The following is a 21,710-nucleotide window of genomic DNA, read 5'->3' as shown; positions in this document are numbered from 1 at the left end:
CGGCCGGTCCGCGTCCGACGCGGAGCGAGGGATCGACGTGCCCAGCGGCAAGGTGAAGTGGTTCAACCCGGAGAAGGGCTTCGGCTTCCTCTCCCAGGAGGGTGGACCCGACGTGTTCGTGCACAAGGACGCGTTGCCCGCCGGCATCCCCGAGCTCAAGCCCGGCCAGCGGGTCGAGTACGGCATCGTCGCCGGCCGCCGCGGCGACCAGGCCCTGCAGGTGACCGTCCTGGACCCGCTGCCCTCGGCCGTCGCGGGCACCCGCACGAAGCCCGACGACCTGGTCCCGATCATCGAGGACCTCATCCGGCTGCTCGACGGCGTCGGCAACGGCCTGCGGCACGGCCGGCACCCCGACCGGCAGGCCGCCGCGAAGATCGCCGCGGTGCTGCGCGCCGTCGCCACCGACCTCGAGGGCTAGCCCGTCGGGGCCGCGGGGTCGGTGCCGGCGTCCTCGCCGGAGCGGATGAACCCGACCGGCCAGGCCCCCGACAGCCCGCTGCACGAGCTGTCCTGCGAGTCCTCGACGACCACCAGGTAGTAGGCCGGCGGCACCGCGTCGGAGCTGTTGATCCCGGTGAAGGTCGGGGTGTCCTCGGGGACGTCGACCTCGCCGAGCAGGTCCTGCAGCTGGTCGTCGTAGACCTGCACGCTCCAGCCCTGCCGGGCGACCGCGTCGGGCACGGTGAGCGAGATGGTGGAGTCCGGCTGCACCTCGATCACCGGCGGGGTGCCGGCGTAGCGCTCCCCGGTGCCGTCCAGGCAGTACTGGGAGGGCTGCACCGTGACGTCCTGCCCGCCGCTCTGCACGCGCACCGTGGGTGGCGGGCCGCCCTGCTCGGCGGCGCCGCTGCTCCCGCCGGCGCCGCACCCGGCCACCAGCGCCAGGACGGCGACCCCACCGGACGCCGTCGTGCCCACCCTGGTCATGCCCGCTCCCACCCCGTCGTCCGCCCCCGGCCCCGGCTGGGGCGGCGGTGGTGCCCCAGCCAAGCAACCAGACCTGTGGCCACCACCAGCAGCCCCGCCGTCACCCCGAACGCCAGCACCGGGAGGGTCGCCGGCAGCGCGATCCCCAGCCCGCCGCCGAGCACCCAGGCCAGCTGCAGCAGGGTCTCCGAGCGGGCGAACGCCGAGGCGTGCTGCGCGCCGGGCACGTCGCGCTGGATGATCGCGTCCAGCGACACCTTGCCCAGCCCCGCGGCCAGCGCCGCCACCCCGGCGGTCACCGCCAGCAGCGCCACCGAGAAGAACACCGCCGCCGCCACCGCGGTCACCACCGCGACCACCGTGGACCACAGCACCAGGGTGTCCGGCGTCGCCCGGTGCAGGCGGGAGCCGATCGCCGTCCCCACGAAGCTGCCCACCCCGGCCGCGCCCGCGACCGCACCCAGCGCCAGGGTGCGCTCCCAGCCGCCGGGCACCTGGGCCTGGACCAGGAACGCCGCGTAGATGGTCAGGAACCCGCCGAGCACCCGCATGAGCGCGGCGCTGCGCAGTGCGTCGACGACCGGACCGGCGACCCGCGGCCGCCCCCGGCGCCCGGGCACCGGGATCTCCATCGTGGTGGTCAGCAGGTCGCTGGCCTCCTCGCCGGCCGGGACGTCGACGTGCTGCGGCAGCCGCAGGGCCAGCGCGCCGGCGGCGGTGAACACCGCGGCGGTGGCCCACAGCAGCGGCGGGAAGCCGGCCGAGGCCGCGATGCCGGCCCCGATGCCGCCGAACACCCCCGCGGTGACCAGCCCGAACACCGACGTCCGGGCGTTCGCGCTGGTCAGCGACATCGCCGGGGGCACCACGCGGGGGATCACCGCCGCCCGCAGCACGTTGTGCGCCTTGGACAGCACCAGGGCGCCCAGCGCCGCGGGGTAGAGCCAGAACCCGTCGAAGTTGGCCGCCATGACCAGGGCCAGCACCGCCCGGCCGACCAGGCTCGCGGCCATCGCCCAGCGCCGGCCGCGCTGCAGCCGGTCCAGCAGGGGACCCAGCAGCGGGGCGACGACGGCGAAGGGCGCCATCGTCACCAGCAGGTAGAGCGCCACGTTGCCGCGCTGCGCGTCGGTCGAGGCGGCGAAGAACAGGGTGCCGGCCAGGGACACAGCGATCATCGCGTCGCCGGCGGTGTGCAGGGCGTTGACCCACAGCACGTGCGCCAGGCCGCTGTCCCCGGCGCCGTCGGCCCGGCTGGCCGCGTTGACCCGCCGCACCGCGGCGACCGTCAGCTCCCGGGACCGGCGGGCCGCGACCCGGGTGACGGTCACCCTCGGCGGGCGCGCGCCCAGACCCGGGGACGGCGGCGCGGCCGGTCCCGGGGTCGGCGGGCGCCACGTCTGCGGTCCGGTCGGCGCGACCGGGTCGACCACGGTGGGGGAGTCGTCGCCGGGCACCTGCACCGGCCGGGTGGGGGTGCGCAGCGGCCCGGCGCCGGGCCGGTCCACCCGCGGGGGCCGGCCCCAGCGGCGGCGCGGCCGGATCACCACCGCCCCCTGCGGACGGGCCTGCCCACGCGTCCGCTCACGCGCCCCATGGTGCCGCACCCGGTGCTGCCCACCGCGGACCTCACCCGGGCGGGGTCACGGCCCCCACCGGCCCGGACCGTCGTGGGGCACCATGGAGGGCGTGTCCGAGCACCCGCCCACCGCGCCCAGCCCCGTGCCGTCCCCGTCCGACGTGCTGACCGCTGCCGTGGAGACCGCCCGGGCCGCGGCGGTCGAGGTCGCCGGCGCTGCGGACGAGGTCGGTGAGCACCTGGGCACCGCCCGCGAGGCCGTGCCCGACCAGGGTGTCCTCGGCGAGGTCCTCACCCACACCTTCGCCGCCGCGCTGCCCGGCTACACCGGCTGGCACTGGGCCGTCACCCTCGCCCACGTCCCCGGCGACGAGCACGTCACCGTCGACGAGGTCGTGCTGCTGCCCGGCGACACCGCGCTGCTGGCCCCGGCCTGGGTGCCCTGGCACGAGCGCATCCGCCCCGGCGACCTCTCCGTCGGCGACGTCCTCCCCGTCACCGAGGACGACCCGCGCCTGGTCCCCGCCTACCTCGCCGACGACGACGCCGCGTCCGACCCCGCGGGCATGGTCGTGGCCCAGGAGATCGGCATCGGCCGGGAGCGCGTGCTCTCCGTCGAGGGCCGCCGCGGCGCCCTCGCCCGCTTCCGCGGCGGTGAGTTCGGGCCCGGCTCCGCGATGGCCCGGCACGCCCCCGGCACGTGCGGTGACTGCGCGTTCCTCATGCCGCTGGCCGGGTCCGTGCGGCTCGAGCTCGGCGTCTGCGCCAACGAGTACGCCCCCGCCGACGGCCACGTCGTCACCACCGACCACGGCTGCGGCGCGCACAGCGAGGCCAACCTGGTCACCGCGGACACCAGCGAGATCCAGCTGACCCCGCTGTACAACACCGACACCTACGACTCGATCTGATCGTCGCGCTGCGCGCTCCCACCGCGGCCACCGGGGCTGGGCGCGGTGCGCTGAGCCCTCCTGCGGGGCCTCGGGTGACCCTCCGGGCCACCGTCGGTCCCGCCCGCTCGCTGCGCTCGGGATGCCATCCGTGGGGGCGTCCGCTCCTCGGGGAGGGGGCCTCGTGCCTCGGACCCCGCCTCCTCGTCGCGGACGGGCTGCGCTGGCCCGCTACCCCTGCTTCTGCCAGCGCATGATGCCGAGGCCGCCGGCGGCGAGGACGAGGCCGCAGACGCAGGTCCAGGTCCAGACGCGGTCCAGGCGGTCGCCGAGCAGCAGCACGACCACGAGCGCGACCGCCCACAGCACCATGCCGACCAGGACCACCCGCCGGGTCTCGACCCGCAGCGGGGGAGGGGAGGGGCGGGTCGGGGCGGGCACGGCGCGACTGTAACCAGAGCGCGACCTCCGAACCGGTTGTGCATGGCACCCTGTCGCCGTGCCGGACGACATCGAGACCACCGACGCCCCCGGGGCCACCGCGTCCAGGCGCCGCAGCGCCGGGCCGCAGGTCAAGCCCCGCAACGGGCTGGACCGCTACTTCTCCATCAGCGCCCGGCGGTCCACCGTCGGCCGCGAGGTGCGCGGCGGGGTGGTCACGTTCTTCACGATGGCCTACATCGTGGTGCTCAACCCGATCATCCTGTCCGGCGCGGACGTCGACGGGAACACCCTGGACTTCGGCTCCGTCGCGGCCGTGACCGCGCTGGTGGCGGGCCTGCTGACCGTGGTCATGGGGGTCGTCGGCCGGTACCCGTTCGCCCTCGCCGCCGGCCTCGGCATCAACGCCGTCGTCGCCGCCTACGCGGCGACGCAGATGTCCTGGCCCGAGATCATGGGCCTGGTCGTCCTCGAGGGCCTGCTCATCACCGTCCTGGTGCTCACCGGGTTCCGCAAGGCCGTCTTCGCGGCCATCCCCGACCAGCTCAAGACCGCCATCGCCGTCGGGATCGGCTTCTTCATCGCCCTCATCGGCCTGGTCGACTCCGGCTTCGTCCGCCGTGCGCAGAGCGGCACGGTGCCCATCACGTTCGGCATCGACGGCAGCCTGGCCAGCTGGCCGCAGCTGGTCTTCGTCGTGGGCCTGCTGCTCACCTCGGTGCTGGTGGTCCGCAGGACCCGCGGCGCGTTGCTCATCGGCCTGGTCGTCACCACCGTCGTGGCCATCGTGGTCGAGGCGGTCGCGAAGGTCGGGCCGACGTTCGGGGCCGACGGGTCGGTCAACCCCAAGGGCTGGGCGCTGCAGGTGCCCACGCTGCCCGACCAGGTCGTCGGGCTGCCCGACTTCTCCCAGATCGGCCAGTTCTCGCTGTTCGGCGGCTTCTCCCGGATCGGCGTCGTCGCTGCGCTGCTCATCGTCTTCGCGCTCATGCTGGCCGACTTCTTCGACACCGTCGGCTCGGTCACCGCCGTCGGCGCCGAGGCCGGCCTGCTCGACGAGCACAACAACCTGCCCCGCTCCCAGCCCGTGCTGCTGGTCGACTCGCTGGCCGCCGCGGCCGGCGGTGCGGCCAGCATCTCCTCCAACACGACCTACGTGGAGTCCACCGCCGGCGTCGCCGACGGCGCCCGCACGGGCCTGGCCAGCGTGGTGACCGGCGTGCTCTTCCTCGTCGCCACGCTGTTCTCCCCGCTGGTGGACGTCGTCCCCTCCGAGGCCGCCTCGCCGATCCTGGTGATCGTCGGCGCGCTGCTCATCGCCCAGGTGCGCAACCTGCAGTGGGACGACCTCACCCTCGCGATCCCCGCGTTCCTCACCATCGCGCTGATGCCGTTCACCTACTCCATCACCAACGGCATCGGTGCCGGCACGATCAGCTACGTCGTGCTGATGGCCGCCACCGGCCGGGCGCGCCGGGTGCACCCGCTCATGTGGGTCGTCGCCGTGCTGTTCGTGGTCTACTTCGCGATCGAGCCCGTGCAGCAGCTGCTCTGAGCTGGTCGGCCGGGCTGGTACATTGAGCCCGGCTAACTATCTCGGTGAGGTGACACGTGGCGCGGACGACGCTGGACACCGCCGCCCTCGCGCACGACCTGCGGCTCGCGGTCATGCGGTTCTCGCGTCGGCTGCGCAACCAGCGGGTCGACACCTCGGTGACGCTGACCCACCTCGCAGCGCTGTCCACGCTCAAGCGGCACGGCGCGATGAGCCCGGGCGAGCTGGCCGGCCACGAGCGGGTGCAGCCGCCGTCCATGACCCGGGTCGTGGTGGCGCTGGAGGGCAAGGGCCTGGTCACCCGCACGCCGCACCCCACCGACCGCCGCCAGGTGATCATCGAGCTCACCCCGGCCGCGGAGGCCCTGCTGACCGAGGAGGCCCGCGCCCGCGAGGCGTGGCTGTCGGGCAAGCTGCACGCCCTCACGCCCGAGGACCGGGCGACCCTGCGGGAGGCTGCCCGCATCATGGATGAGCTCGCCGGAGGGTGAGCCAGGAGGCGACCGCACACGCCTGAGCGCACGAGCACCAGCGGGACCCACGCCCCACGACGCGCGGGCATGTTCCGTGCCCTCGCGGTGCACAACTTCCGGATCTACGTCAGCGCCAACCTGGTCTCGCTGACCGGCACCTGGATGCAGCGCATCGGCCAGGACTGGCTGGTGCTCCAGCTGTCCGGGGGCTCCGGCACCGCGCTCGGCGTGGTGACCGCCCTGCAGTTCGCCCCGACCCTGGTGCTCAGCTTCTACGGCGGCCTGCTGGCCGACCGGTACGACAAGCGCCGCATGCTCATGGTCACCCAGACCGTCCTCGGGGTGCTGGCCCTCGCGCTCGCCGTCCTGGTCGCCACCGGGGCCATCGCGCTGTGGCAGGTGTTCGCCCTCGCCCTGGCCCTCGGCGCGGTCAGCTCGCTGGACACCCCGGCCCGGCAGTCCTTCGTGTCGGAGATGGTCGGCCCCACCTACCTGGGCAACGCGGTCAGCCTGAACTCCACCGTGTTCAACGGCGCCCGGCTGGTCGGCCCGGCCGTGGCCGGCGGGCTGATCGCGGTCTCCGGCGGCAACACGGCCCCGGCCTTCTTCGTCAACGCGGCCAGCTTCGCCGCGACCATCGCCGCCCTGGCCCTGATGCGCGACGACGAGCTGCAGCGCAGCGCCCCCGTCGCCCGCGCCCGGGGGCAGCTGCGGGCCGCGCTGACCTACACCCGGGCCCACCCCGACCTGCAGTTGGCGATGCTGCTGGCCTTCGTCGTGGGGACCTTCGGGTTCAACTCCCAGATCACCGTCGCGCTGATGGCCACCGAGGTCTTCGGGCTGGGCGCGGGGTCCTTCGGCCTCCTGTCCACCGCCTTCGCGGTCGGCTCGCTGACCGGGGCGCTGGTGTCGACCCGCCGGGACTCCCGCCCGCTGCAGCGCTTCCTCATCGTGGCCGCCGGCGTCTTCGGCGCGATCACCGCGGTCAGCGGGCTGATGCCGACCGTGTGGGCCTACGGGCTGCTGCTGGTGCCCTGCGGGGCGGCCGGGCTGGTGTTCAGCGTCGCCTGCAACAGCTTCGTGCAGCTGGGCGTCGAGCCGCAGCTGCGCGGCCGGGTCCTGGCGCTGTACTTCATGTGCTTCATGGGCGGCACGCCCGTGGGGGCGCCGCTGGTCGGCTGGGTGTCGGCCCACCTGGGCGCGCGGTGGGGCCTGGTCGCCAGCGGCCTGGTGGTGCTGGTGGTCGCCGTCGTGGTCGGCGCGGTGCTCTCCCGCGGCCGGCACGTGCGGCTGGAGGCCCACGTCGCCCCGCCGAGCGTGCGGCTGCACGTCGACCCGCCGGTCGCCGTCCCCGCCGTCCCCGCCGCGCCCCAGGCGGCCGGGGCCGTCGAGGAGGCCGGCGCCGAGGCCCCGGGGACGGCGGTGGGGCCGCGCCGCTGAGACCGCGATTGTGGGCGCGGTCACCGGTGACCTACCGTGCGGTCATGTCGCCGGATCCCGCGGTCCCCTGGCCGCTGCAGCTGGCGTTCGTCCTCGCCATGGTCATCGGGTCGGTCTGGCTGATGGACCTCTCGATGCGGCTGTTCACCGGCCAGGCCCGGCTCCCGCGCCGCCGCCGCACCGACCGCCGGCGCCCCCGCCCGGCGGCCCGGCTGACGGCCCGGCGCCCGGCCCCGGGCCGGGCACCGGTGCGGACGGCCGGAGTGCCCCAGCGGCGCGCGGTGCAGGCCATCGCCGCCGACCTGCGCCGGCTGCGCCGCGAGCTGTCCCTGGTCGCCACCGGCTCGGCCGCCCACCGGGCGGGCGTGCTCGCCGCCTACGACGACGTGCTGGTCGAGGCGGCCGGTGCGCTCGAGGTGCCGCACCGGCTGCGGGAGGCGGTGCCCGGTGAGGACCGCGAGGTCGAGCGGCTGCGGCTGGCGGCCGCGCTGTCCGACGCCGGCCTCGTGGTCAGCGACCCCCGGGACCGCGGCTGAGCGCAGGGCGGCTGTTCACCGGCATCGCGCCGCCCCCGGCGGCCGTGCGGGCACTGACCGCGGCGGTGGACGGCGTCCGCGAGGACCCGGGCGCACCCCGCTGGTCCGACCCCGCGGACCTGCACATCACGCTGGCCTTCCTCGGCGAGGTGCCCGGGGCCCGGGTGGCCGGCCTGCTCGGCGCGCTCGGACCGGTGGCCGCCGGTGCCCCGCCCGCCACCGTGCAGCTGACCGGCGCGGGCACCTTCGGCCGCCGTCCGCGGGTGCTGTGGGCCGGGGTGGACGGCGACGTCGACGCGCTCGGGGAGCTGGCCGCGCGGGTCGCCGCCGCGGCCCGGCACGCCGGCGTCCCGGTCGAGGACCGGCCCTTCGTCCCCCACCTCACGCTCGGCCGCTGGCCCGGGGCAGGGACGGCGGCCACGGCGCTGCCGGACCGGCTGCAGGGCGCGCACGGCCCGCCCTGGCGGCCCACCGAGCTGGTGCTGTGGCGCAGCCGCCCCGGCAGCCGGTACGAGCGCCTGGCCGGGTGGCCGCTGGGCGCGACGGGCCCGGTGGCACGCTGAGGCCGTGCCGCAGAGCTTCGACGCCGCCACCGCGCTGACCGCCGCCGAGGGCGGGTTCACCGCCGACCTCGACGCCGGCTGGGACGTCGGGGGCGGCGTGCTCAACGGCGGCTACCTGCTCGCGGTGGTGGCCCGGGCCGCGGTGGAGGTGTCCCCGCACGCCCACCCGGTGGCGCTGTCGGCGTCCTACCTGCGCTCCCCGGCGCCGGGGCCGGCCACGGTGTCGGTCACCGCGGGCCCGGCCGGGCGGACGCTGCAGCACGGGTCGGCGGTGCTCGGCGACGCCGGCGGCCCCGCCGTCCCGGTGCAGTGGACGACCGCGACGCTGCACGACGTGGCCGCCGAGCACGCCGTCCCGCCGCCGGCGGCGACCCCGGTCGAGGACTGCTTCTCCATCGCCGAGAACGCCCACCTCGCCCCGTCCGGGATGACCGTGCCCGGCATCTCGCGTCAGGTGGAGACCCGGCTGGACCCGCTGACCGCGGGCTGGGTGCTCGGCCAGCCCTCGACCGAGCCGGTGGTGCGTGCCTGGGTGCGCTTCGCCGACGACCGCGAGCCCGACCCGCTGGGCCTGATCGCCTTCACCGACGTGCTGCCGCCCACCTCGTGGGCCACCGGTCGCACGGGCTGGGCGCCGACGGTCCAGCTGCAGACGCTCGTGCGCGCGCTGCCGGCGCCGGGCTGGTGCCTGGTCGAGGCCCGCGGCAACGAGGTCTCCGACGGTTGGGTCGACGAGGACTACCGGGTGTGGGACTCCGCCGGCCGGCTGGTCGCGCAGTCCCGCCAGCTCGCCCGCACCCCGCGCTGACCCCCGGTCAGGCGTCCTCCCGCAGCACCGACGACGGGTCGGCGCGGTCGGCCGACCGCTGGGCGTACAGCGCCGCCCCGCCGGCCACCGCCAGGGCGACGACGACGGTGAGCGCGACGGCGGGCCACGGGACGTGCAGCAGGGGGGTGGGCGGGCGGAGCAGGTCGACGTCCAGCCGCCGGTACACCGCGGCCACCGCGCCGACGGCCAGCACACCGCCGACCAGCACCCCGGTGGCCGCCACCCCGCCGAGCTCCACCAGCAGCGACCGCAGGTGGGCCGCCCGGCTCAACCCCAGCCGGCGGGCCATCACGTAGCCGCTCACCCGGGACCGGGACCGCGCCTCCAGGTAGAGCAGCAGCCCGGCGGCGCCGATCACGCCGGCGAACACCGCCAGCGCGGAGAGGTAGCCGAACGTCCAGGTGATCCCCAGGAAGTTGGCCGTCCGCTGCACGTCGGCGGGCACCGTCTCGACGACGCGCACGGCGCCGGCGTCCTGCAGCGCGGCGACCGCGGCACCGACGTCGCCGTTCGTCCACCGCTCCACGGCCTGGTCCGAGCCGGCCGACGGCGGCACGTCGGGCAGCCGGCTGCGGTCGACGAGGACGACGGGGTCGGCGGTGCGCCGGCCGGGCAGCACGTCGGCGGTGGCCACCACCTCGACGTCGACCGGGACGTTGCCCAGCCGCAGCTCGTAGGGCCCGGTCGGCAGCCCGGCGGCCACCACCGGCACGGTCGCGGTCTCCCGGGTCAGGTCGGCGACCAGGTCCGTCAGCGACCGGTCGGCGAAGGAGCCGGCCCAGAACGCCGTGCCGGCGAACGTCGCGGGGTCGACCGCGAGGGTCTGCACGTCGGTGCGCTCCCCGCCGGCGGGGGTCAGCGTGGAGTCGCCGAAGCGGAGCACGGTGGTGCCCTCGCCCCCGGTGACGGCGGCGGGGTCGACCCGGGTGGCCGTGGCGGCGAAGGCCCCGGCGCCCAGCTGGACGCCGACCTTGGCGTCGAGGGTGGCCCGCGAGCTGGCGGTCAGCGTGGCGGTGTAACCCAGCACCGCGACCGGCAGCGCGATCGCGACCAGCAGCGTGGCGGTGGCGGCGCGGGCGGCGGCCAGCCGGTTGACGGCGAGGAACACCGGTGGCCGGCGCCGGTCGGCCCAGCGGCGCAGCCGGGGGAGCGCCGCGGTGAGCAGCCGGGCCAGCAGCACCGCCGCACCGGCGACGGCCAGCAGCGGGAACGCCACCAGGAGCCCGTTGACCTGCGCGACACCGGCCTGGGAGACCACCGCGTCGCGGCCCTCCAGCAGCACCCAGCACCAGCCCGCCGCGACCAGCAGCGCCAGCTCCCACGGGACCCGGGCCGGCCACCGGGGTGCCGCGCCCAGGGGGCGCTCGGCGGTGCCGCGGGCACGCAGCCCGGCGACCGCGGCGGCCGAGACGAGCCCCACCGCGAACGCGGCCACCCCGGCCCACACCGCGGCGGTGGTCGCCGACGGGTCCAGCTCGGGCGCGGGGCCCAACCCGCCGACCAGCAGCCGGGACGCCGCCCAGCCGACGGCGGCGCCGGCCAGCGCGGGCAGGCCCAGCTCCAGGGCGGCCTTGCCGGCCAGCGGCACCGGACCCACCCCGCGGGCGGCCAGCAGGCGCACCTCGGTGGCCCGGCGGTCGGCCCAGAAGCTGCCCGCGGCGGCGACGAGCACCAGCGCCAGCAGCCCGCCGGCCACCGCGACCGGGACGACGGGCCCGCGCAGCCCGCTCTCCAGGACCTCGGCCCGGCCCGCGGCGTCGGCCAGCCGCGGGTCGGCGCCCTTGCCGCCGTCGTCGGGCGGGATGTCCGGCAGCCGGGCGACCGCCCGGTCGGTCTCGGCGCCGAGGGCCGCGGCCCGGCTGCTGGTCAGCGTGCCGCCGTCCACCTCGACCTGGGCCGACGACTGCAGCGAGCCGCGCGCCGCGACGGCCAGGTCGACCAGGGTCTGCTCGTCGGTGGCCAGCAGGAGCGCCGGCGGCGGGGTGTCGGCGCTGGTGGCGTTGGTGAACAGGTCCTCGAGGTCGCACCAGTAGTCGTCGGGGACGGTGTCGAAGAGGTCGGTGTAGGTGCCGGCCACCGGGGTCGGGACGCCACCGACGTCGAGGGTGCCGCCCGCGACGACCCCGGCCGCCTGTGCGTAGCTGGCCGGCACCCAGACGCCGTCGCCGCCGGCGGCGCCGAGCGCCTCGACGTGGTCCAGCGCCCCCGGACGCCAGAACAGCGTCGCCGGCTGGCTCAGCGCCGCACCGTCGGCCCCGGCCACCGGGACGCCCTGCTGCCGGTTGCCCCCCGCGCCCAGGGCCGACCCGACGAGCAGGGCGGGGACGGACTCCCTGCCCTCGGCGGCCCAGGCGTCCTGCGGGGCGGCGGCCAGCGCGGCCGCCCGGTCGCCGACCGGAGCGCCGACCCCGACGCCCACCTCCGGCCAGGACGCCTCGGCGCACTGCGGGGCCAGCTGCTGCTGGAGGGCGGCCGAGCGGGCGGAGGACAGGAACAGCGGCGCGCTGGCCACCGCGCACGCCAGGATCGCCGTCGTCACCAGGACGGCGAGGACGGCGGCGGGCTGGCGCAGGCCGAGCAGCGGCGCCCGCGACCACGGCGGCAGCAGCCTCACGACGGCGCGCCCGCGGTGAGCCGGCCGTCGCGCATCGACACCACCCGGTCGGCCCGGGACCAGGCGACCTCGTCGTGGGTGGCCAGCAGCACGGCGCTGCCGTCGAGGGTGGCGTCGCGCAGCGCGTCGAGGAGGGCGTCGGCGTGCTCCCGGTCCTGGTGCGCGGTGGGCTCGTCGGCCAGCAGCAGGGCCGGCCGCAGCACCAGGGCCCGGGCGACGGCCACCCGCTGCTGCTCGCCGAGGGAGGCCTGGTGCGGGTAGCGGTCGGCCAGGTGCGCCAGCCCGAAGTCGGCCATCAGGCCGTGCGCCAGCGGCACCGGGTCGCCGGCGGCGTCGGTGGGGGTGGGGCGCCGGCTGCGCAGCCGCGCGGGCAGCAGCACGTTGTCCAGCAGGGAGAGGTCGGCGAGCAGGCCGAGGGCCTGCGGCACCAGCGCGAGGTCCGACCAGCCCCGGTCCAGCGCCCCGGCCGGCTCCAGGGTGCCCTCGTCGGGGGTCTCCCAGCCGCACAGCACCGCCAGCAGCGTCGACTTCCCCGACCCCGACGGGCCGACGAGCGCCACGAACTCCCCGGCCCCGACCGCGAGGTCGACCCCGGCCAGCGCGGTCACCGTCTCCGCACCGCGGGAGAACCGCTTGACCACCCCGCGCGCGGCGAACCCGCTCACGCCAGCCGGCCCTGCTCGAGCCGGACGAAGCCGTCGGCGACCGCCATCACCCGCGGGTCGTGGCTGGACACCACGAACGCCACGCCGTCGGCGGCGAGGGCCTCCATGGCCTCCAGCACCCGGACGGCGGCGGCCGTGTCGAGCTCGGCGGTGGGCTCGTCGGCGACCACCAGCGCCGGGCCGCCGACCACCCCGCAGGCCACCGCGAGCCGCTGCTGCTCCCCGCCGGACAGCTGCGCGGGCCGGTGGCCACCGCGGTCGCCGAGACCCAGGCGCCCGAGCAGCGCCGCCACCTCGTCGTCGGCCACGTGCGCCCCGCGCAGGTCGGCGGCCAGCCGCACCTGCTCGGTGGCGGTCAGGTAGGGCAGCAGGTTGTGGCCGGGGCGCTGGAAGAGGTAGGAGACGTGTCGGCGGCGCAGCCGCCGCCGGCCCCGCGCGCCGAGGTCGTCCACCCGGTGGCCGCCGACGTGCACCGTGCCGGCGTCGGGGGAGTCCACGCAGGCCAGCAGTCGCAGCAGCGAGCTCTTGCCCGAGCCGGAGGGGCCCACCACACAGGTCACCCGGGCCCGGGGGATGTCCACGGTGACGTCGACCAGCGCGGTCACCGACTCGGTCGACGTCCGGTAGGTCTTGACCACCTCCCGGCAGGAGGCAGCAGGCCCCGGGACGTCGGTCATCGCACGCGACCCTAGCGACCCCGCCCGGTTCCGCCGACGACCTCCTCGACCCCGGGTGCCGGGGGCGCGACGGGGGCCGGGTCGCCGACCACCGGGGCGGGTGCCTGCGACGTCGCGTACGCCGCCGAGAGCCGCCGGTAGGCCGGGCTGAGGAACGCCAGCCCGACGACCAGCAGCCCGATCGCGCCGGTGACCACGAAGACCAGCGCGATCCCGCGGGCGGTGCCGGTGCCGAACCAGCTGCCGATCGCGGCCGCGCCGGCGCCGTCGGTCATCCACGGGATGACCAGGAACTGGGCGACCGGTGCGACCAGGAAGGCGGTGAGCGGGGAGGCGGCCTGCTCGACGCTCTGCGCGAAGCCGAACACCCGGCCCTGCCGCTCGTAGGGCACCACGCGCTGCAGCACGGTCTGCTCGGCCGCCTCGGCGAACGGCATGACCAGCATGAACGCGGCCATCGCCACGGTGAGGGTGAGGATCGAGGAGACCAGCGGGAAGAGCACGGTGCCCGCCCACATCACCACGTTGGCCAGCAGCAGCAACCGGATCGGCCGGCTGCCCAGCCCGACCCGGGCGACCAGCAGCCCGCCCACGACCAGCAGCGCCGAGAGCCCGCCCCACAGCAGGCCCCACGCCTGCACGCTCATCAGCGACAGGCCGTAGGGGTCCATCAGCGCCATGAAGCCGCCGCCGAGGAAGTTGTTGAAGCAGGAGAACAGGATCAGCGGCAGCAGGCCCGGCACCCCGCGGACCAGCGTGACGGTGCCGCGCAGGTCGACGCCGCGCCCGGCGCCGCCGTCGTCGTCGGACCCGGTGGCGACCGGCTCGGGCTCGGGGACGTGCACCCGGGCCAGGTGCGCCACCGCCAGGGCGAGCACGGCCAGGGCGACCACCAGCACCGCCGTCATGCCGCCGTAGGCGACCAGCAGCCCGCTGATCACCGAGGTGACCAGCATGGACACCCCGGTCACCGTGCCGACCAGGCCGTTGGCCCGGTCCCGCCGGTCGGCGGGCACCAGCAGCGTCACGCAGGTGGGCAGCGCGATCGACCGCGGGTTGCCGGCGATGACGCCCAGCATGAGCAGCACGACGAAGACCCACAGCGGGACGCTGGCCACCGTGGTGAACGACGACGCCGGTGCGAGCAGCAGGACGGCGAAGGCCACCGCGTACAGCACGCCCGACGCGACCGCCGAGGCCTGCATGACGGCCTGCTTGCGGTGGTGGTCGACCAGGCTGCCGAACCAGATGCCGGTGGCGGCCGTGGCGACCAGGAAGATGCCGGCGACCAGGCCGGTGCCGAACACCGACCCGGTCTCCAGGAACACCCAGAAGGTGAGCGCGAACCAGACGGTGTAGTTGACGACCCCGACGAGCAGGTTGTTGGCCAGCAGGTGGGCGAGGACCCGCTGGGTGCCCGAGCGCAGGTCCAGGGCGGGGCTGGCGGTCATGGCGTGCTCCTCCGGGTTCGGGCGGTCACGGGTAGGACGGTCGCCGGTGCGCGGGCTCATCGGTGCGGGGTACGACAATCCCGGGATGGACCTCCCGGGCGCACCCGAATTCCTCGTCGAGCGGGTCCGGGCGCTGGCCGCCGACCGGCCGCGGGTGCTGGTCGGGCTCGCCGGCCCGCCCGGGGTGGGCAAGTCGACGCTGGCCGCCGCGCTCGTGCCGGCGCTCACCGCGGCCGGGCTGCCGGCGACGGGCGTGCCGATGGACGGCTACCACCTCGCCGACGTCGCCCTGGACGCCCTGGGCCGCCGCGACCGCAAGGGCGCCCCCGACACCTTCGACGCCGACGGCTACCGCGCCCTGCTGCACCGGCTCCGCTCCGAGACCGACCGCACGGTGTGGGCGCCGGCCTTCGAGCGGGTGCTCGAGCAGCCGCTGGCCGGTGCGGTGCCGGTGCCCCCCGGCACCCGCGTGGTGGTCACCGAGGGGAACTACCTGTTGCTGCCCGACGACCCGTGGCCCGAGGTGCGGGCGGCCCTGGACGAGGTGTGGTCGCTGCGGCTGGACGAGCAGGTGCGCACCGCGCGGCTGGTCGCCCGGCACGTGCAGTTCGGCAAGGACCCGGCCGCCGCGCAGGCCTGGGTGACCGCCGTGGACGAGCCCAACGCCCGCCGGGTGGTGGCCGCGCAGGACCGCGCGGACCTCGTCGTCGAGCTCTAGTCCGCCCGGCGCCGCGCGACCAGGTCGGCACCGGCGATGGCCAGCAGCGGCAGCACCGCCCACAGCCCGAGCACCACCAGGCCCCGCACCAGGTCGGCGTCGGAGAAGTAGGCCGCCCCGCGCAGCGCCTGCACCGCGACGCCGGAGGGCAGCACGTCGGCCAGCGGGCGCATCCAGCCGGGCAGGAACTCGGCGGGGGCGTTGCCGGTGCTGGTCGCGTTCCCCAGGATCACCAGCCCGATCGAGGTGACCACCTGGCCGGCGGACCCGAACAGCCGGAACGCCAGGGCGGCCGTGGCGCCGCAGGCCGCGGCCAGCAGCGCGACCACCCCGCCGACCACCAGGGGCCCGGCGGGCACGGCCGCGTAGACCACGTCGGCCAGCAGGGCCACCAGGGCGCCGGCGACGACCGCGAACAGCGCGATGCTGACCACCCGCCAGCGCAGCAGGAGCTGCGGGGCGGCCTGGAAGGTGGCGATGCCGAACAGGAACCCGCCCAGCACCACGCCGAAGGCGGCGTAGAAGACCGACAGGCCGCGGGTGTCACCGGCGACCAGCGGCACCAGGTCCTGGGTGGCCGGGGCCGTCCCCGTCAGCTGCTGGGCGACCGGGGTCAGCGCCTCGGTGAGCGTCTGGGTGACGCCCTGGCCGTGCGCCCCGGCGGTGAGCAGCTGCGGGGCGCCACCGCCGAGCACGAGGGCGCCGTAGACGTCGTCGGAGCGCACCGCCGCGTCCGCGGCTCCGGCGTCGGGGAGACCGCGGACGGCGAAGCCACCGGGCTGCGCCGAGTCCAGGGCCTGCTGGACGGCGGTGACCTGCTGCGCGGACCCGACCACGCCGACGGCCAGGTCGTGGGGGACCGGGTCGTGCAGCGCCCCCAGGTACACCGCGACGAACACGACCCCGTTGAGGGTGGCGATCAGCGCGGGCAGCAGGATCCCGCGGGCCAGGGCGCGGCCGGTGTGCCCGTCGGAGCGGGCGGTCTCGGCACCGGGCTCGGCCGGGGGCGGAGGCCCGGACAGCCCGCCCACTACCCGTCCCGCTGACCGGCCAGCAGCGCCTGCGCGAGCAGCGTGCCCGAGGTCCACGCCGACTCGACCTTCGACGGCGCGGACCACCCGTCGCCGCAGAGCCCGACCCCCTCGGCCAGGTGGAACGGCTCGCTGCGCGGGTCGGCGGGCTTGGCGAAGGTCCACCTGTGCACGTGCACCCACTCGGGCTCGGGCAGGTCCAGCAGCCGGCGGACCGCGGCCACCACGTCGGGGCCGGCCGCCGGCGGGGCGCCCAGGTGGCCGGCGGCGAAGGGCCCGGTGGTGTGCGCGACGAGCACCGGCGCGCCGTCCCCGCGCCGGGTGCCGTCGTCGGCCAGCCACTCCACGACCGGGTGGTCGTTGACGAAGACGCCGTGCAGGTCGGCGTCCCAGTGCCGGTCGGCCCAGCCCATCGCGACGGCGAGGGTGGCCTGCCAGCCGCGCGGGTCGAGGGCCTGCTCCGCCGGCGACCCGGGCGGGAGCACCCGGCGGGCCTGCGGGTCGGGCAGCGCGACCACGACGGCGTCGGCGGGCCGGCCGTCCACCGTCGGGCCCGGGCCGACCTCCCCGACGATGTGGCCGGTCACCAGGTCCAGGCCCTGCGCGAGGTCCGCGACGAGCGAGCGCAGGCCGCCGGCCGCGCCGTAGCGCACGGGGCCGGTCTTCGAGTCGGTGATCCCGTCGGGTCCGGCGACGGCGAAGGTGTCGGTCCAGGGGAAGGCGAGCCCACGGTCGACCCAGTCGGCGACCACGCCGGCGAACGGGCCGTCCGGCGCCGCCGTCAGGTAGGACGCCCCGAGGTCGACCACCCGGCCGTGCAGCTCGCGGCCCGACATCCGCCCACCCGGCCGGCGGCCGCGGTCCAGGACCGTCACCGGGGCGCCGGCGTCGTGCAGGGCGCGGGCGGCAGCGATCCCGGAGATGCCGGCGCCGATCACGGTGGTGCTCACCCGTCCCACCCTGCGGGCTGCGCGGCCGTCCCGCTCGTCAGGCGAGGATGGGCGCGTGCCGGAGACGATCACCGACCCGCGCGACCCCCGCGTCGCCGACTTCCACGACCTGCACGCCGGCGACCGCCGGCCGGGCACGGAGCGGGGGACCGGGCCGGTGGTGGTCGAGGGCGTGACCGCCGTGGAGCGGCTGCTGGGCTCGGGCCTGCGGGTGCGCTGCGTCTACGGCATCCCCGGCCGGGTCGGCGCGCTCGACGTCCCCGCGGGCGTGCCGGTGTACGAGGCCGACAAGTGGGTGCTGTCGGAGACCATCGGCTTCCGGCTGACCCGCGGCGTGCTGGCCTCCTGCGAGCGGCCGGTGCCGCCGCCGCTGGCCCACGTGCTGGTCGGCGCCAACCGGATCGCGGTGCTGGAGGGGCTCAACGACCACGAGAACATCGGCTCGATCGGCCGGTCGGCCTGGGCGCTGGGCATCGACGCGCTGCTGCTGGACCCCACCTGCGCCGACCCGTACTACCGGCGCTCGGTGCGGGTCTCGATGGGCCACCTGCTCACCACCCCGCTGCGGGTGCTCACCGACTGGCCGGGGGAGCTGGACCAGGTGCGGGCCGCGGGGTTCACCACGGTTGCCCTGACCCCCGGGGCCGACGTCGACCTGCGGTCGCTGGACCCGGCCGAGCACCCCCGGACGGCGCTGCTGCTGGGCGCGGAGGGCCCGGGGCTGTCCGACGCCGCGCTGGCCGCGGTCGATGTCCGGGCACGGATCCCGATGCGCCCGGGTGTGGACTCCCTCGGCGTGGCGGCCGCCGCCGCGGTCGCCTTCGCCCAGTTGAGGTAGCCGTTCCGGCCCGTGCTTCCGGCGTCGTCCCAGGGGCCCACGGCGGGCGGAGCACGTCGTGGGGAGGGACGAGGTCCTTCCCTAGTTCCGCAGGCTGAGGCGGGCCAGGTGGGCCCGGGCGTCCTCGGCGAACTGCGGGTTGCACAGCACGTCGTAGCGGCCGGCGACGATCTTCTGGCCGGTGGAGGCGAAGTCGCGGCGACCGCGGGTGGCGGCGTAGCCGGCCAGGCCGAACAGCGCACCGAACACCACACCGATGACCAGGCCGGTGAGGACGGAGCTGAACCAGCTGGAGCCGTCCGGGGCGAAGATGCCCAGCAGCAGGCCGACGAACAGGCCGAACCAGGCGCCCGAGGCGGCACCCGCGCCGGCGGCCCGGCCGTAGGTCAGCCGGCCCACGACCTGCTCGACGGAGCGCAGGTCAGTGCCGACGATCTGCACGTTCTCGACCGGGAAGTGCTCGTCGGACAGGTAGTCGACGGCGCGCTGAGCCTGGGCGTAGTCGGGGTAGGTCCCGACCTGGACGCCTCCGGCGGGCATGGACACCGATGCGCTCATGACGCACTCCTCACTGCTGCGGCGATGTTGCCGCACGCTGCGCTACCCAGGACGCGCAGGCCGGACACGGGGTGCCCGGTCACAGCAGCTCAGCGGTGGCGGCGGACCCCGAAGACGATGTCCTCCCACGCCGGGATCGCCGCGCGCGGGTCCTCGGCCTCCGGGTCGAGCACCCGGTCGAAGACGACCGTGTCGTGCTCGGGGCCGCCGTCGCCGGAGAGCAGGACGTCGACCGGGCTGCCGTCGACGGGGACGACGTTGCGCACCTCGTCGTCCTCGGGGGCGGGGCTCGGCTCCGGCGTCCGGTCCTCCTCGGCGGGGACGGCGGCGACGGCACGGCGCGGGGGAGCCGCGGGCAGGCCGGCCGGCACGTCGGGGACCACCCGCACCAGCCGGGTGCCCTCGGCGAAGTCCATCGTGGTGGCGTCCAGCGGGGTGACCGTGCGGGTGGTGGTGTCGAAGCTCCACCGGGTGGTGCCGGACTTGTGCCCGGCCTTCCACGCCGCGCGCACCGCCCAGGTGCCGTCCTCGGCGCGGGAGGCGTCCCAGCGCACGCCGTCGAGGTCGGCGCCCAGCAGCCGCAGCCGGTCGGACATGAACTGCTGCAGCGCGACGCCGGGGGTGCCCTCGGACAGCCGCACCCGCGCACCCTGCGCCTGCTCGGCCACCCGGGCGCGCTCCTGCAGCACCGGGTGGGCGAACCGCATGATCCGCTCGACCGACGTCCCCGAGGCGTGCGCGACCTGCTCGGGCGTCTCGCCGGCGCGGATGCGGGCCTGGATGACCCGCGGGGGCAGCGCGTTGGCCGCGTCGAGCTCGATCTGGCCCATCCGCTGCGCGTCCCCGCGGGCGGCGGCCCGCAGCCGGTCGTCGATCGGCAGGTGGAAGCGCTCGCCGTTGTCGATGGAGTCGGGGACGTCGGCGGCCAGCACCAGGTTCTTCCCGTCGTCGGAGATCGCCACGAGGCGCAGCGTGCGCATGGGGTCGACCTCCGGGGGACGGGCAGGGACACGGGACCAGCGCCGAGGCTAACCCGGCACGCGGTGCCGACCGGGCCCGGACACGCCCGACCCCTGGGACATGCCGACGCAACACGGAGCGGGCAGGGTGGGCACCCGGAGTCCAGCCCGGCACCGGTCGGGCGGGAGGAGGCGCTCGTGTGCGGCATCGCGGCCGAGATCAGGTTCGACGGCGGGGTCGCCGACGTGGGCGCCGTGGCCGCCATGTGCGAGCAGCTGGCCCGGCGCGGGCCCGACGGGTCGGGTGCGTGGCAGTCCGGGCCGGTCGCGCTCGGCCACCGCAGGCTCAAGATCATCGACCTCAGCGACGCCGGCGCGCAGCCGATGGTCGACCTCGAGCTCGGGCTGACCTGCGTGTTCAACGGGATCGTCTACAACTACCGCGAGCTGCGCGAGGAGCTGCGCGCCGCGGGCTACCGGTTCGGCTCCACCAGCGACACAGAGGTCGTGCTCAAGGCCTACCACCGCTGGGGCGCGGCCTGCGTCGAGCGGTTCTACGGCATGTTCGCCTTCGTCGTCGTCGAGCGGGACACCGGCCGGGTGGTCGTGGCGCGGGACCGGCTGGGCATCAAGCCGGTCTACCTCAGCCGCGGCCCGGGCCGGGTGCGGATCGCCTCCAGCCTGCCGGCGCTGGTGCGGGCCGGCGGTGTGGACACCTCGATCGACCCGGTGGCGCTGCACCACTACATGAGCTTCCACTCCGTCGTCCCGGCGCCGCGCACGATCCTGGCCGGGGTCGGCAAGCTGCCGCCGGCCACGGTGCGCACCTACGAGCCCGACGGCCGCGAGTCCGACCACGTCTACTGGTCGCCGGTGCACGAACGCCGTCCCGACCTGGCGGGTCTGTCCCCGGTCGAGTGGCAGGACGCGGTGCTGGACAGCCTGCGGACGGCGGTGCGCCGGCGGATGGTCGCCGACGTCCCGGTCGGCGTCCTGCTGTCCGGCGGCCTGGACTCGTCGCTGATCGTGGGCCTGCTCGCCGAGGAGGGGCAGCGCGACCTGGCCACCTTCTCCATCGGCTTCGAGGCCGTCGGCGGGCGCGAGGGCGACGAGTTCGCCTACTCCGACGTCGTCGCCGAGCACTTCGGCACCGACCACCACCGGCTGCTGGTGCCCACCGCCGACGTGCACGCGGGCCTGGACGGCGCGATCGGCGCGATGGCCGAGCCGATGGTCAGCCACGACTGCGTGGCCTTCTACCTGCTCGCCCAGCAGGTCAGCCAGCACGTCAAGGTGGTGCAGAGCGGGCAGGGCGCCGACGAGGTGCTGGCCGGCTACGACTGGTACCCGCCGCTGGACGGCGTGCCGGTGGAGCGGGCGGTGGACGCCTACTCCTCGGTCTTCGTCGACCGGCCGCACGCCGAGCTGGCCGGCATCCTCGCCGACCGCTGGCTGCTCACCGAGGACGCCAGCCGGGCGTTCGTCGCCGAGCACTTCGCCCGCCCGGGTGCCGACACCACGCTGGACCGGGCGCTGCGGCTGGACTCGACGATCATGCTGGTCGACGACCCGGTGAAGCGGGTGGACAGCATGACGATGGCGTGGGGGCTGGAGGCCCGCGTGCCGTTCCTGGACCACGAGTTCGTGGAGCTCGCCGCCGCCGTCCCCCCGGAGCTCAAGCTCGCGCAGGGCGGCAAGGGCGTGCTCAAGGAGGCCGCCCGCGCGGTCATCCCGGCGCACGTCATCGACCGGCCCAAGGGCTACTTCCCGGTGCCGGCGATCATCCACCTCGAGGGCGAGTACCTGGCCAGCGTGCGGGCGGCGCTGCACGCCCCCGAGGCGAAGGAGCGCGGCCTGTTCCGCACCGACTACGTCGACCGGCTGCTGGCCGACCCCAACACCCACCGCACCACGCTGGGCAGCAACCAGCTGTGGCAGGTGGGGCTGCTGGAGCTGTGGCTGCAGCGGCAGGGCATCCGCTGACCCCGCACTGCCGATGACGCCCGGGAACAC

22 protein-coding genes are annotated in these 21,710 nt (G+C 76.3%); 11 read left to right on the top strand and 11 right to left on the bottom strand.

Annotated elements, in window-relative coordinates:
* Positions 1–37 precede the first annotated feature (37 nt).
* Complete coding sequence (locus BLT39_RS23555) at positions 38–421, top strand: cold-shock protein (protein ID WP_091057527.1); 384 nt, start codon at positions 38–40, stop codon at positions 419–421.
* On the opposite strand, the gene BLT39_RS01550 is transcribed toward BLT39_RS23555, so the two are convergent.
* The gene (locus BLT39_RS01550) at positions 418–930 is read right to left on the bottom strand and encodes a DUF2771 family protein (protein WP_091057523.1); all 513 of its coding nucleotides are present in this window, start codon (positions 928–930) and stop codon (positions 418–420) included. The two genes, BLT39_RS23555 and BLT39_RS01550, sit on opposite strands and share 4 nt — an antisense overlap.
* Positions 927–2,477, bottom strand: coding sequence for an MFS transporter (locus tag BLT39_RS22175; protein WP_165640092.1), 1,551 nt, complete (start codon positions 2,475–2,477; stop codon positions 927–929). The genes BLT39_RS01550 and BLT39_RS22175 overlap by 4 nt, the downstream gene beginning before the upstream one ends.
* Positions 2,478–2,619: 142 nt before the next feature.
* On the opposite strand from BLT39_RS22175, the gene BLT39_RS01540 reads away from it, so the two are divergent.
* Positions 2,620–3,420, top strand: coding sequence for a DUF3027 domain-containing protein (locus BLT39_RS01540; protein WP_242658077.1), 801 nt, complete (start codon positions 2,620–2,622; stop codon positions 3,418–3,420).
* A 210-nt stretch (positions 3,421–3,630) separates the two neighbouring features.
* On the opposite strand, the gene BLT39_RS01535 is transcribed toward BLT39_RS01540, so the two are convergent.
* Positions 3,631–3,840, bottom strand: coding sequence for a DUF2530 domain-containing protein (locus BLT39_RS01535; protein WP_207507511.1), 210 nt, complete (start codon positions 3,838–3,840; stop codon positions 3,631–3,633).
* 58 nt (positions 3,841–3,898) lie between these two features.
* Here BLT39_RS01535 and BLT39_RS01530 point away from each other — a divergent pair, with 58 nt between their 5' ends.
* The 6 genes from BLT39_RS01530 to BLT39_RS01505 all read left to right on the top strand — a co-directional run bounded on the left by BLT39_RS01530 (position 3,899) and on the right by BLT39_RS01505 (position 9,215).
* Positions 3,899–5,395, top strand: a complete 1,497-nt coding sequence (locus BLT39_RS01530) for an NCS2 family permease (RefSeq protein ID WP_207507510.1) — start codon at positions 3,899–3,901, stop codon at positions 5,393–5,395.
* A 56-nt stretch (positions 5,396–5,451) separates the two neighbouring features.
* The gene (locus BLT39_RS01525) at positions 5,452–5,886 is read left to right on the top strand and encodes a MarR family winged helix-turn-helix transcriptional regulator (protein ID WP_242658076.1); all 435 of its coding nucleotides are present in this window, start codon (positions 5,452–5,454) and stop codon (positions 5,884–5,886) included.
* Positions 5,887–5,955: 69 nt separating this feature from the next.
* A complete protein-coding gene (locus BLT39_RS01520) occupies positions 5,956–7,308 on the top strand; it encodes an MFS transporter (RefSeq protein WP_091057513.1) in 1,353 nt (450 codons plus the stop codon).
* A gap of 44 nt (positions 7,309–7,352) precedes the next feature.
* Positions 7,353–7,844 (top strand): hypothetical protein, encoded by a 492-nt coding sequence (locus BLT39_RS01515; RefSeq protein ID WP_131801378.1) that lies wholly within the window; start codon positions 7,353–7,355, stop codon positions 7,842–7,844.
* Complete coding sequence (thpR, locus tag BLT39_RS01510; RefSeq protein WP_091057505.1) at positions 7,841–8,407, top strand: RNA 2',3'-cyclic phosphodiesterase; 567 nt, start codon at positions 7,841–7,843, stop codon at positions 8,405–8,407. Before BLT39_RS01515 ends, thpR begins: the two co-directional genes overlap by 4 nt.
* A gap of 4 nt (positions 8,408–8,411) precedes the next feature.
* Positions 8,412–9,215, top strand: a complete 804-nt coding sequence (locus tag BLT39_RS01505; protein WP_091057502.1) for a thioesterase family protein — start codon at positions 8,412–8,414, stop codon at positions 9,213–9,215.
* 7 nt (positions 9,216–9,222) lie between these two features.
* Here the strand turns inward: BLT39_RS01505 and BLT39_RS01500 are convergent, their stop codons facing one another.
* Genes BLT39_RS01500 through BLT39_RS01485 form a run of 4 tightly spaced genes read right to left on the bottom strand, consistent with a single transcriptional unit; the run spans position 9,223 to position 14,643 of the window.
* The gene (locus BLT39_RS01500) at positions 9,223–11,850 is read right to left on the bottom strand and encodes an FtsX-like permease family protein (RefSeq protein ID WP_091057499.1); all 2,628 of its coding nucleotides are present in this window, start codon (positions 11,848–11,850) and stop codon (positions 9,223–9,225) included.
* Positions 11,847–12,515, bottom strand: a complete 669-nt coding sequence (locus BLT39_RS01495) for an ATP-binding cassette domain-containing protein (RefSeq protein ID WP_091057496.1) — start codon at positions 12,513–12,515, stop codon at positions 11,847–11,849. Before BLT39_RS01495 ends, BLT39_RS01500 begins: the two co-directional genes overlap by 4 nt.
* Positions 12,512–13,192 (bottom strand): ABC transporter ATP-binding protein, encoded by a 681-nt coding sequence (locus tag BLT39_RS01490; protein WP_091057493.1) that lies wholly within the window; start codon positions 13,190–13,192, stop codon positions 12,512–12,514. The genes BLT39_RS01495 and BLT39_RS01490 overlap by 4 nt, the downstream gene beginning before the upstream one ends.
* A gap of 11 nt (positions 13,193–13,203) precedes the next feature.
* Positions 13,204–14,643, bottom strand: coding sequence for an MFS transporter (locus BLT39_RS01485; protein WP_091057489.1), 1,440 nt, complete (start codon positions 14,641–14,643; stop codon positions 13,204–13,206).
* Positions 14,644–14,728: 85 nt separating this feature from the next.
* On the opposite strand from BLT39_RS01485, the gene BLT39_RS01480 reads away from it, so the two are divergent.
* Entirely contained in the window at positions 14,729–15,361 is a 633-nt protein-coding gene (locus tag BLT39_RS01480) for a nucleoside/nucleotide kinase family protein (RefSeq protein ID WP_091057485.1), read from the top strand.
* Here the strand turns inward: BLT39_RS01480 and BLT39_RS01475 are convergent.
* The gene (locus BLT39_RS01475) at positions 15,358–16,392 is read right to left on the bottom strand and encodes a hypothetical protein (protein WP_091057482.1); all 1,035 of its coding nucleotides are present in this window, start codon (positions 16,390–16,392) and stop codon (positions 15,358–15,360) included. The two genes, BLT39_RS01480 and BLT39_RS01475, sit on opposite strands and share 4 nt — an antisense overlap.
* On the bottom strand, positions 16,392–17,342 hold the full coding sequence (locus tag BLT39_RS01470) for an NAD(P)/FAD-dependent oxidoreductase (RefSeq protein ID WP_091057480.1): 951 nt from the start codon (positions 17,340–17,342) through the stop codon (positions 16,392–16,394). Before BLT39_RS01470 ends, BLT39_RS01475 begins: the two co-directional genes overlap by 1 nt.
* 55 nt (positions 17,343–17,397) lie before the next feature.
* Here BLT39_RS01470 and BLT39_RS01465 point away from each other — a divergent pair, with 55 nt between their 5' ends.
* On the top strand, positions 17,398–18,180 hold the full coding sequence (locus BLT39_RS01465; RefSeq protein WP_242658074.1) for a TrmH family RNA methyltransferase: 783 nt from the start codon (positions 17,398–17,400) through the stop codon (positions 18,178–18,180).
* Positions 18,181–18,261: 81 nt separating this feature from the next.
* On the opposite strand, the gene BLT39_RS01460 is transcribed toward BLT39_RS01465, so the two are convergent.
* Positions 18,262–18,738, bottom strand: a complete 477-nt coding sequence (locus BLT39_RS01460; protein ID WP_165640091.1) for a YflT domain-containing protein — start codon at positions 18,736–18,738, stop codon at positions 18,262–18,264.
* Between the two features lie 89 nt (positions 18,739–18,827).
* Positions 18,828–19,718 (bottom strand): septation protein SepH, encoded by an 891-nt coding sequence (sepH, locus tag BLT39_RS01455; protein WP_091057472.1) that lies wholly within the window; start codon positions 19,716–19,718, stop codon positions 18,828–18,830.
* Positions 19,719–19,895: 177 nt separating this feature from the next.
* Here sepH and BLT39_RS01450 point away from each other — a divergent pair, with 177 nt between their 5' ends.
* Positions 19,896–21,680, top strand: a complete 1,785-nt coding sequence (locus tag BLT39_RS01450; RefSeq protein ID WP_091057468.1) for an N-acetylglutaminylglutamine amidotransferase — start codon at positions 19,896–19,898, stop codon at positions 21,678–21,680.
* Positions 21,681–21,710: the final 30 nt, after the last annotated feature.

Source organism: Klenkia brasiliensis, from assembly GCF_900100695.1.
Taxonomy (GTDB): Bacteria; Actinomycetota; Actinomycetes; order Mycobacteriales; family Geodermatophilaceae; genus Klenkia; species Klenkia brasiliensis.
The sequence above is the reverse complement of the archived record's forward strand: the minus strand, read 5'-3'. Positions and strand labels throughout refer to the sequence as shown.